6 protein-coding genes and 1 pseudogene are annotated in these 12242 nt (G+C 42.3%); 5 read left to right on the forward strand and 2 right to left on the reverse strand.

Translation table 11 applies throughout. The features are described from left to right. Positions 1-2496, reverse strand: a complete 2496-nt coding sequence (locus AACT52_RS32645; RefSeq protein ID WP_073634766.1) for a tetratricopeptide repeat protein — start codon at positions 2494-2496, stop codon at positions 1-3. A gap of 2277 nt (positions 2497-4773) precedes the next feature. Between AACT52_RS32645 and AACT52_RS32650 the strand changes: the two genes are divergently transcribed. The 5 genes and pseudogenes from AACT52_RS32650 to AACT52_RS32670 all read left to right on the forward strand — a co-directional run bounded on the left by AACT52_RS32650 (position 4774) and on the right by AACT52_RS32670 (position 10563). Continuing rightward, positions 4774-5019, forward strand: coding sequence for a hypothetical protein (locus AACT52_RS32650; RefSeq protein WP_073634767.1), 246 nt, complete (start codon positions 4774-4776; stop codon positions 5017-5019). A 17-nt stretch (positions 5020-5036) separates the two neighbouring features. Beyond that, positions 5037-6392, forward strand: a complete 1356-nt coding sequence (locus AACT52_RS32655) for a hypothetical protein (RefSeq protein WP_073634768.1) — start codon at positions 5037-5039, stop codon at positions 6390-6392. A 914-nt stretch (positions 6393-7306) separates the two neighbouring features. Continuing rightward, a pseudogene (locus AACT52_RS32660) lies at positions 7307-7646 on the forward strand (response regulator transcription factor). Positions 7647-7652: 6 nt separating this feature from the next. Then, positions 7653-9092 carry a sensor histidine kinase gene (locus AACT52_RS32665; protein ID WP_073634769.1) on the forward strand — a complete coding sequence of 480 codons (1440 nt, stop codon included), beginning with the start codon at positions 7653-7655 and terminating at the stop codon, positions 9090-9092. Between the two features lie 358 nt (positions 9093-9450). Beyond that, positions 9451-10563, forward strand: a complete 1113-nt coding sequence (locus AACT52_RS32670) for an AI-2E family transporter (protein ID WP_073634771.1) — start codon at positions 9451-9453, stop codon at positions 10561-10563. A gap of 10 nt (positions 10564-10573) precedes the next feature. On the opposite strand, the gene AACT52_RS32675 is transcribed toward AACT52_RS32670, so the two are convergent. Continuing rightward, positions 10574-11791: an HhoA/HhoB/HtrA family serine endopeptidase gene (locus AACT52_RS32675; RefSeq protein WP_083630687.1), complete on the reverse strand. Its 1218-nt coding sequence runs from the start codon at positions 11789-11791 to the stop codon at positions 10574-10576. Positions 11792-12242: the final 451 nt, after the last annotated feature.

The following is a 12242-nucleotide window of genomic DNA, read 5'->3' on the forward strand; positions in this document are numbered from 1 at the left end:
TTATGGGGTGCAGTTAATTTTTGCTTTCTGTGCTGCTGGATAATCTGACTTGAGTTTGATCGCTTCTTCAAAGGCGATAAGCCCCTTTTGGACTTCAGATGTTCGGCACAGCGTCAATCCCAGATAGTACCAAGTTTCAGCTTTTTGAACTTGTGTCAGTTTGGACCCATTCACCATCTGGTTAAATTGAGCAATTGCTTCATCGTATCGCCTCAAGCCCTGAAGCGCTATACCTCGACCGCGTTGAGCAGCAAAATAGTTTGGATTGTATGCTAATGCTTGGTCATAGGCTTTCAGGGCTTCTGCGTATTCTTGCTTTTGCGATAACACCTTACCTTTATGGCTAAAAGCAACCGATAAATTTCGCTTACTAGTTTCTTTTTCTTTAATCTGTTCAAAAAGTTTAATTGCTTCGTCAATGGCTGCAAGTGCTTTGTCGGTTTGCTTGAGTGCTAGCAGTGATTCAGTTTTGTTAATCCAGAAAACAGGGTCTTTCGAGTCGAGGGCAATGGCTTCATTAAAAGCAGCGATCGCCTGCTCGTATTGCTTGAGGTTATGTAATCCCTCTCCTTTGCAACTCCAAGCATACACCGCCTTCGGTTCGATGATAGTTGCTGCAGAACAGGATTCGACCATCTTGTTGTATTCTTGTAAGCTACCTAGTGCATAGCCTCGGTTAGTCCAAGCTTGGTAGTAGTTACTATCGATGTTTAAAATCTCGTTGTATTTCGTGATTGCCTCTTTAGATTTTCCTTGGTAATATAATTCGTTAGCTTGTTGAAAAAGAGTTTCCACCTCTGGCTGCCTAAAAAAATTAAAGCGAATGACATTAACGCCAAGAACGACCAAACCGACTATTCCTAGTAAAACCCAAATCCGTTGAAAAACTGGGTTTCTAGGATTGGAAATAGTGTTTGTTCCCTCAAAGGAAGCACTTTCTGGAACTGCTTTACTTTGAGTACTTCTGGTTTTTTGTGGTGATGATTCAAGGCTTTTCTCTAATTCTTGAGTCACCCAATTCAAATGAAAAACAGATTCGTAAATACGATTAGAGATTTTTAACTTATCTTCCTGTTGTACAACCAATCCCAAATTCACCAGTTCTGCTTGTACCGGGCTCTTGTCAGCTGGAACTTCTTTCTGAACCAAAATTTGCTGATACAGCCGCAGCAGCGATGAGCGATCGCACTGCTTATTTCTCACAAGACCGAAACGTATTGACTTCAAATGCTCAGATGCGGCTTGAGTTTCCCAATGACTAATCAAGCTTTGCACGAGCTGCTGCACTCTTGCTGCTTCCTCACCTGCACCAATGAAACCTTCAAATTCCGCAAGCAATTGACAAAGCTTTTGGGTGAGAAACGGCTGACCACCTGTCCATGACAGGACCTCTTCTAGTAAAATATCCGGACGACTAGCTTTTTCATCTAATTTGAATGATTTAATCGTGCTGTGGGTAAAAGGTCGTAAACGTGCTAACTCTTGGTCAATCCAACTTTGATTAAAAACAGATTGGTAAATGCGGTTAGAGACTTTTAACTTATCTTTTTGTTGTATAATCAATCCCAAATTCACGAGTTCTGCTTGTACTGGAGTACCATCAGTTGGAACTTCTCCTAGATACAAAATTTGCTGGTACAGTCGCAGCAGCGATGAGGGTTCGCACTGCTTATTTCTTACAAGACCGAAACGTATCGCTTTCAAATGCTCAGATGCAGCTTGAGTTTCCCAATGATTAATTAAGCGAGTTTGCACGATCTGCTGCACTGTTGCTGCTTCCTCACCAGCACCAATCAAAGCTTCAAACTCAGCAAGCAATTGATAAAGTTTTTGGGTGAGAAACGGCTGACCACCTGTCCATGACAGAACCTCTTCTAGCAAAACGTTTGGGCGACTGGCTTTTTCATCTAATTTAAATAAAGGTCGTAAACGTGCTAACTCTTGGTCAATCCAACTTTGATTAAAAACAAATTGGTAAATGCGGTTAGAGACTTTTAATTTATCTTCCTGTTGTACGACCAATCCCAAATTTAGCAGTTCTGCTTGTACGGGACTTCCGTCAGTTGGAACTTCTCCCAGATACAAGATTTGCTGGTACAGCTGCAGCAGCGATAGGGAATCACATTGCTTATTTCTTACAAGACCGAAACGTATCGCTTTCAAATGCTCAGATGCGGCTTGAGTTTCCCAATGACTAATCAAGCGAGTTTGCACGATCTGCTGCACTGTTGCTGCTTCCTCACCAGCACCAATCAAAGCTTCAAACTCAGCAAGCAATTGACAAAGCTTTTGAGTAAGAAACGGCTGACCACCTGTCCATGACAGAACCTGTTCTAGCAAAATGTCTGGGCGACTGGCTTTTTCATCTAATTTGAATAATTTAATCGTGCTGCGGTTAAAAAGCCGTAAATGTGTTAATTCTGGAGTCACTCCACTTTGATTCAAAGCTGACTGGTAAATGCGATTAGAGGTTTCTGACTTGTCTTCCTGTTGCACGACCAATTCCAAATTCAGCAGTTTTGTTTGTGTAGGATTTTGAAGCGAACCCCCGGATTGTGTCCATGGAGTTCTAACGGGTGACGCTGTGGGTTTCGTATGTTTTTAGCTTGAACCGCCAGAAGTTCAGCATCGTATACGAAGTATCGATACCTGGATGAATAGCTAATTCACTTAGCATATTCCCGAGCTTTTTCTTAATCGTGCTTTTCCCAAATAACCTAGTCATATTCTCATGACGGATTACTGAGGGTAATGGCGGAGCTAGAAGCACACAATTTACACCGGAGGGCGCGAGTGCGTGATTCTGTCACGTGTACTTTGTTACCAGGATGATGATATGCTACCATACGTTCTGCTTAATAATCACATTAGCAATGTTTGCAAACGTAATCCGCGCTCATTGTCGCAGCACCCTGTCAGGATTAATACTAATGGATTGTGCTATTTACGACTTTAATTCTAGCAATCTAGTTTGAATCTTAGGTTTTCTCAGTATATGAGCACCGCAAACCGCTGCAGTATTTTCAGTAGTGAGACTTTTTGACATCCTTCCATCCCGCTTGTCTGCCATTCATGAAGAAGGCAGCGTGAGCCTAAGGAACACGTTTAAAAACGTGTTCCTTAGGCTGCGGAGGCTTTGTGTTCCCTCCCATAGCGTTCAGACACAAATCTTTTTAACAAGCGTGTTCCTTATACCCACAACGCGCATTTTTTATGAATACTTCCAACATCGCTGCACCCCGCAGTATGCCTGATGCCTTTTTTGTAACTTAGCAGTCGGAGTCATGTAGGGACTGGAAACCACGATTCCATGCACTAGAATCACCACGGATCATCTGGAACTGACTGTCCTAATACGCGTGCGTGGATTAACAAACCATCAACGATTGTTTACTGGCTGTGCAATCTTTCCTTACGTAGGCTCATCTTTGTCTTCTCACATCTTGCACCAAGGAAATTTGATGTAACTGAATAACTCAGTATTAAACTAAAACCCTTAATTTAGCGATAAAAGATAACAAAAATCAGGTAGCCTTATTGCGTATCTTTTTACATTCCCTGGGTTTGTACGGGGAGGTGCAAGATCTGAGTCTTCCCACAAATTTGGTTTATGTTGCCTTAGAGTTCAAAAAATCTGCAGACCCAGTTTCTGTGCTGCCTCCTTGATCGGTCGTGGCATTGCTTACTCGTTCGGTGATTGCTAGTTTATAGCAAATGTCTACTTTTGTTAATGGGAGTTTTTTAGTTTTCAACGAATTTTCCCAGGAAGAGAGAGGGTTATGGAAAACACTTTTATTTTTTTGCTTATAGGCTCAATTAACTTCCTCAAAAAGTGATATTTATTTAAAATCAACATATAATTTTCGTTTTTTCTTAAATGAATTTGCCAGTGATTGAGGTTCTTTATTGCGATAAATTCTGCAAACGTGAATGCCGTAGGGCTATAATTCTGCTGAGGGCTGGGTGTACGAGTGGGATGAGACACCTAAAAAACTGGGCTTGGTTTGTGCCGCCATGTAAACTCATTAGTTTATCTCCACAATTATCCGGCAAAGGCAGCACGACTCCCGTATAATGCTTTGTGCCCATATGGCTGATGATAAAAGTAAACATCTGCCAAAAGTCTGACAACAATGTATGCAAACCTTTACAGGTTTAAATACACAGCACAAATCAGGGCACATGGCTAATGGTGCATTAACGTCGTCTAAAATCTGCACCAACAGTAGCATTTAAGGTTAACAGATCAAATGTGGAATTTATTTTTTGTTCTAGATACTCGACATTCAAGCAACCAACTGGCAATGAGCAATGCTTTAATTGAAATAAGAGATAAATTTGCATCTTTGTAGTTAAAGTCCTGTGTTACTTAGTAGTATTGATTTCTACACTCCATCAGAGTCCCTCAAAGAACTCTTCAAAGCAATCTTGCACCAAGGCTGGCGTTATCCGAAAAGACAGATCTGGACTTTGCCTCATATTGGCAGAGTCAATGCTAGATGCTGTGCTAGAGTGACAACACTAGCGCTCTTTGTGAGGAATATTGTCATAGTTGAAGGGTGTTTGAGGGTTTTTCACAAACCCATTCCTCGTCTCCACAAGCGACGAGAAAGCCTTTCCCACTTGACGAAATGGAAGTTTTGCCTCAAGAAAGCACAAAAAGCTTAGCTCGCGTGAATGATTGGCAAAAACGTGCTATTTGCGTCATATTTATGCAAATACCTCTGCTGAAATAGCTATATTGATTAGGACAGAAATTCACCAATCTTGATTATGGCAAGTAAATTAGTCTCTGTTAGAGAATACACTGTTAGAGCGCATAAACGACTGATTCAAACGCGGGTTTTCAACTTTGTCTGTAAGGAATGTGGTATTCCTACGAAGCGCGAAACTTACGGACCTCGACCCTTGTATTGCGAAAAATGTCGTCCTCCTCAACCATCTAAAAAATCGTTAATGAAGCCTAAAAAAGCTAAGCCTAGACCAATGACCTACAGAAGTAAAACCGATTTGGGTTGAATTGAAGGTATATGACTATGATTAAGGAATTAGAGCCACCGCCGCAAACCTTGCTGGAGCCACTGTTGGAATTAAGAGACTACTATGCTGCTCTTGCTTGTGAGTATGAGCGTTTATGGCAAACAGCGCGATCGCAGCTTGTTCATGTAGAAGCTTTGTTATCCAATTGGTCTGCTGTAAATAAACGCGACAACCTCACGGCTGTCGTTGAGACGTTCTCTTTTGCACCCACTCCTGTCCAACACGACTCCCTGTCACGAAAACAGCTCGATAGGATTTCCAATGTTGACCAACAAGAAGCTATCGAACCTGAACTCGCAGACGAGGACGAGCAACAGACAGATGTCGATGATGTTGAACAAGACAAGATCGAATCTGAACTCGCTCTTGAGGACGAGCAACAGATAGATGTCGATGATGTTGAACAAGACAAGATCGAACCTGAACTCACTCTTGAGGACGAGCAACAGATAGATGTCGATGATGTTGAAGACAAGATCGAATCTGAACTCGCTGTTGAGGACGAGCAACAGATAGATGTCGATGATGTTGAACAAGACAAGATCGAATCTGAACTCGCTGTTGAGGACGAGCAACAGATAGATGTCGATGATGTTGAACAAGACAAGATCGAATCTGAACTCGCTGTTGAGGACGAGCAACAGATAGATGTCGATGAAGAGTCATCCGACGCAGAAGACACAGTCGTTACAGCACCTGCTTTATCCCAACAACAGGAAACACAAACACAGAACAACGATAACTCTATTCTTGGAACGGACGTTCCAATGCTGCCCGAGTACCAAGTTCTCACTCGAATGCAAGCAATTGAAAAAATATTGCGAGACCATATCGGGACTGTTTGTCATATAGATTTCATTGTGCGCTCACTTTTTGGCGATTTAGAACCTAGCGTGTTCAAAGTTGTCAAAAGTCGCGTGCAATCTTCCCTGACACACGGCAAAGAAAAGGGTTACTGGGCAGCCTTTCCCGATGAACCTGGTTGTTACACCCTGGATTTAAATTTAGTAACACCACCAAATGGTAAGGTCAAATCCAACAGTATCAAACCTAAAAGGAAGAAACCCTTCCTGCTTTCCAAGGCAAAAAGGGTACCGATGCTACCTGAATTTGAAGGTAAGTTTTTGATTGATGCCATTTGCATACTGTTGCAAAGAAATTCAGGGAAAATCTTCAGTGTCGCTGAGGTGATCACTGGACTTTATGGCGAACTCAATGCTGAACAACTAAGAGAGATAAAAACTGCGGTGCATAATGAACTTTCTAGAGGTCATCGGATAGGAAGATTCTCTAGAGTCCCGCACAAAATTGGTTGTTACACTTGGGATTTAAAGAAAATTCAGACAAAATAGCGCCCTCAGAAAGCAACTTGACAAGTCAAAACTTAAAAGTAAAAGGAGCCAGAATACAGAACAAAAGAACCCAGAATAGACTCCACACCGCAAGTGGTGTGGAGTTTGAACCCCGAATTTCGAGCGAGACTTTAAAACAGTGAACAGTGACCAGTGACGCTTTCTCGGGCTGGTGGGGGATTTAAACCCGCCACCAACGCTTTCGGTCCAATTGGTGGGGGACTTAAACATGCAAAGGATGAAACTGATAACTGATAACTGATAACTGATAACTGATAACTGGTAACTGTTAAACCTTAACCCAGAACTCAAAACTTTTATACCTATTCTGATTCCTGTGTTTTGAGTTCTGGGTACTTTATTCGTAAAAAGTCAAAAGAAAAGTCAAAATTTTGTTTCTTTAGAAAGAAGTGCGAAATCACACAGTATGCAAAAATAATTAACAGAAGTAGCAGTAAATCAGAGATGCCCCACGTCTTACTGGTAGGTCAACACCCCTACCTAAAGGCGAGGGGCTTAAGCGCCTCAAACCTTTAGGATTAGTTGACCCGAGTAAGTACCTTGAGTACTACGTTATTGGTAAGTGTTTAAGTTCCTACCTACGGATGCGCAGCCAGTCTGTAGCTCTAGAAATCGAGGATTAAACAGGTGTACAGGGTTAAGCCAGTGTCTTCGATATAGTACCGACCAATAACATTGTCTAGGCTAACATCACTCCCTTTTGGGAAGGCTCTACGGAGCAAAACCGTTATGCGTACAGGGTGAAAGATATTAGTTCGCAATTGCCCGAACGAAAGTACAACGCAAAAGTACACGGTATTAAGTAACCCCAAGGCGGTAATGGTTCAAAAATATAAAGCCGTCAAACGAAGGACGGGGTTTCAGACCCAGGAGTTTTCGATGATGAAGAGCCTTTGCGCGAAAGCCTTTCCTATACATTACAAAAAGAAGGCTATACCGTAACAACAGCAGCAGATGGTCACAGTGCTATTAAACAGTTCCACAAGCAGGTGCCAGACGTAATTCTACTAGACTTGATGCTACCAGAAGTCGATGGTATGGAAGTTTGTTGGCGGATTCGAGCTTTCAAGAGATGTACCAATTGTGATGCTGACTGCTAAAGACCAAGACTCCGATAAAATTTGGGGTTTAGAAGCAGGTGCTGATGATTATGTGACGAAACCCTTCAACACTCGTGAACTTTTGGCACGCATCAAGGCAGTGTTGCGTCGTCCCTCCCAAAAGCAATCATAATTAATAATGGGTTGGATACCGCACTTCAAAAGGAATTCTATTCACACCAAACTGTTGGCGACTTACCTGCTGCTGACAGCCTTGGGAACCTCGCTCATGGCAGGATACATTCTCTGGTCGTTCCATGCTTACTTCACAAGAACGAGACAGGCAGATTTGCAGAATTGGAGTACTGCTATTGGTGAGAGTGTTGCTGACGCGTTGGAAAAAGATGACCTAAAACGAGCGCAGATATTAGTCATGCGCTATGGTGCAGCAGAAACCATTACAATACGAGTTTTTAATACAAATGGTCAACTCATCGCCACATCTAGCCCTCAGGAAGACCGACAAGTGACGAACTGGTTGGAAGTGGCTGGCGTCAGCGTTGCAATCAAAAATCGAGAAGAACAGGGGATGGCAAAAGGTGTTTTGACCAATGATGACAGACTATATATCGCTAGACCAATTGTGCGTAATGGTCGGTTGTTGGGTGCGTTGCGGATGTCTGTCACCCTGCAACAGTATCAAAGGCAATTTTCTACCATCCTCTGGACTGTACTGGGAACGCTGCTTTTGACGCTTCTTCTGTGCGCTTTGATTAGTGAGTGGCTGGCGCGTGGCATATCCCGTCCAATTCAGACAATGAAGAACTTTGCTATTCGGCTGGGAAGCGGGCATTTTGGGGATAAGCTTGAGATCCGTCAGAGCAACGAACTGGATCAGTTAGCACTTGAACTCAACCGCATGAGCGAACGCTTGGCTTCGCTGGATCAGGAACGAAGGGCTTTTTTGGCAAACGTATCTCATGAACTGCGCACACCAATCAGTAATGTCTTTGTAACAGTTGAAGCTCTTCGTAACGGTGCTGCTAGCGATCCGAAAGTGAGCGTAGACGCGGAGCGGCTTGTCGTCAGACATCGCTTTTTTCAAAATGTCGAAGACGAAACCAAACGGCTATCGCGGTTAATTAATGATTTGCTGGATTTAGGAAGGTTGGAAGCTGGAGTGACACTCCTGGAAAAGCAGAATGTACAACTTAATAGCTTGATCAGCCGTGCTGTCAGAGCTGTAGAATCGCGAATGCAAAATTCGCGAATTTCAGCGCAGGTGAACGTGGCTGAGTTGCAAATACAGGGCGACTCAGAACGACTTCTGCAAGCTTTGCTCAATGTAGTGGATAACGCCATTAAGCACTCAACCCCAAATTCTCAAATACTCATTACAGGGTACAAACAAGGTAAACAGGCAGTTGTCACCATTCGAGATCAAGGACAAGGAATCAAACAGAGCCACCTCCCGCATATTTTTGAGCAATTCTACACCGCCGATCGCTCGCGCAAAGGTCCAGGAGTTGGGTTAGGCTTGGCGATCGCAAAGCGTATCATTGAAGCTCACGGAGGTAACATCACTGCTACGAGTCAGTTTGGTGAAGGAGCTTGTTTCACTATTTATTTGCCACTTTAATGATGAAGAAATGCTAACAAGTTCATATCCTGCTGCACTGTATGCGTGGAAATCTTTTCATTCGTGTCTTGGTTTCTATGTTGAAATGCCGAAAAGATGAACGTGCCTAGGAGGTATATAGCTAGAATTGCTACAACTAATAAAAAAACGTTAATGATTGTGTTGCTGGGACGGTTGTTTTCCATTGTTTTGAGCTTAAAAAAACTGCAAAATTTTCATCTATCTAAAGATGTATAAATTTCTTCTCTTCTAAAATCAGCCTTTTAGTGGCTTTTATAAAGAGGAAGACAAGAGATAGTTTAAAAGCATAAATATTCAGCACAATTGCTGGAAATAGCAAAAATATGGAGGCACAGTTGTGCGATTCGGTCAATGGATCGGCATATTTGTCCTTGTCACATCTGTTTACATTTTGTGGCAAATCCGGCAAATCGTTTTAGTGGTGTTTGCAGCTGTCGTTTTGGCAACAGTCTTAAACCAGGTTGTGCAATTTTTACAAAGATATCGCATCAAGCGAGGTGTTGCTGTTGGCATCTCAGTTGTTCTTGTACTAACTATTGTAGTAGGATTTTTGGCATTGATTGTGCCGCAAATTGTTGACCAATTGCAACAATTTAGCGACTTTGCGCCTCAGACATTAGAACGAATGCGCTCGTGGAATAACTGGCTACAAAATGCGATTCCAGAGCAATGGTTAGAAAATATCCGTGGTTTAAGGACTTTGACTCAAGGTTTGCAAAGTTGGTTAAGTGGGTTAGTTAATAACTTTTTCGCCATCATCAGTAGGTCACTGAATATTGTTGTTACCTTTTTGCTGTTCTTGGTTTTAACCATCATGCTATTAATAGACCCCTCGCCATATCGACGGGGGTTTACACTGCTATTTCCTGCGTTTTACCGTCGGCGAGTTGATGAAATTCTGTCTAAGTGTGAAACCTCTTTAGTAGGTTGGATAAAAGGCACACTCTTGACTATGTTGCTCATTGGCTGCTTAAGTTATGTTGGATTGTTAATTTTGGGGGTACGACTGCCACTAGTCAATGCTGTTTTAGCAGGATTATTAGAATTTATCCCCAATGTCGGTCCTACATTGAGTTTAATTCCACCCCTACTGCTGGCATTGGTTGATGCACCTTGGAAAGCAGCCGCAGTAGTAGCGTTGTACTTTGGAATTCAGCAGGTTGAAAGCCTGATTGTTGTACCTTTAGTTATGAGGTCTCAGGTCTCTTTGCTGCCAGCGGTGACCTTGTTAGCAGTGGTCGTTTTCTCCTCATTTTTTGGATTTTTAGGACTATTCCTTGCTATTCCCTTAGTGATTGTGTTGCAAATTTGGATCAAAGAAGCTTTGGTCAAGGATGTCCTCAATAACTGGTGGGGAGATAAAAAAGACAGTCACAAACAAGATACACAAGAAATTGTGGACAATGGTTTGCCTCATACCACTGTTGAAGATAATGAGGCTAAAGTATAAGTTTTGAAAACTACTGTGTAGTTGCTGGCCGCGGTCCAGGTTGTACTGTGACTTGCAAAGTTTTATCATTGCGTTGGAGTTGCATTTGCACATTTGCACCTACCCCGCTTTTCTCAATGAACTGCTGCACGGCATCGCCTGTGGTGACAGGTTGATTGTTGATTTGTTGAATGACATCTCCTGGACGTAGTCCGGCTGTGTCAGCCGGAGAACCAGGAACAACGCGGACAATTAGAATACCTCTGTCTGCCTGCACACGGACGTTACTGTTAGCAAGACTGTTAATCCGTTGCTTAATTTCAGGCGTGAGGGATACCATCTGAATTCCTATGAAGGGATGTTCAACTTTGCCCTGAGTAATTAATTGCTGGGCAATTCGTTGAGCTGTATCGATGGGAATCGCAAAGCCTATCCCTTGAGCACCTTGGATAATCGCTGTGTTGACCCCAATAACTTGACCGCGAGCATTTAGCAGTGGTCCGCCAGAGTTTCCAGGATTAATGGCTGCATCAGTTTGAATAAAGCCAACGCTGTTATCAGATAAACCGATATCACTAATCGAACGATCAGTTGCACTCACAACGCCTACTGTTACCGTTTCTTGCAAACCTAAAGGATTACCAATGGCGATCGCCCACTGTCCTGGCTGAACCTGCTCAGATTTTGCCAGTTCTACAGTTGGTAGGTTATTTCCTGGAACTTGCACAACCGCAATATCAGTCACAGTGTCTTGTCCCAAGACTTTTCCTTGAACAGTGCGACCATCGGAAAACGAAACCGTCACTGTATCAGCATTGTTAACGACGTGAGCATTTGTGAGAATCTGACCATTAGAATTAATTACAAAACCAGACCCCACACCGCGCTCAACTCGCTGTTGAGGCTGTACTGGTACCTGTTGACCAAAAAACCGCCGATAGAATGGATCGTTAAATATTTCTGGGACTTGCCTTCTGACAGTTCTGGAAGTATTAATTTGCACTACTGCAGGTTCTACCTTATTGACAACGGCAACCACAAAATTGGTATCATCGGGAGTCGGTGCCAAAGGACGGTTATTTGTCGGAACTGACTCTTGGACTGTTTGAGCAGTAGCAGTCGCAGTTTCCTGTGAAGCTTGCTCGTTTCTGGATGAGCCTGTTGAGCAGCCGGTCAAAAATGCCACTCCTACTCCTATAAGTGGTAGCAATAAGTGAGTTTTTAATTTATTCCTAGAAAATTTGTCCATTGTGTTTATTTTTTTACCTAGAGCTTCTATTTTAAATTGATAAGCTTTTGATTATTATTTGACCGTCTTCTTTTCATCAGACTTTATTTATTTTAGATGTCGGTGTCTAATGTCATCTCCCTCTTTTTTCATGCTTATATCTTAGGCATGCTTATTGTCATCTATCGGAAGAAAGCTATTTATTAAATAATAGCTGTTGAACCATACTTAGTATTGGCAGATGTTCATCAATTGTCTGTTATTTGTCACGTTATTTTTCTTGTCAAACTTTTGATGAAATTTCAACTATGCCTTTGAGAGAGGCTTGATTAAATATTAGTATGTATTAATTTAATAAATTAGTAACTATTATTACATTGTATTATATATCTAACACTTAAACCAGTTATAGCCATCGTGAACTACCTACACCAAGTTGGGTACAACTATGGTGTAGGCTTCTGGTACATTT

The organism is Scytonema sp. HK-05 (assembly GCF_963872035.1).
GTDB lineage: Bacteria > Cyanobacteriota > Cyanobacteriia > Cyanobacteriales > Nostocaceae > Kalymmatonema.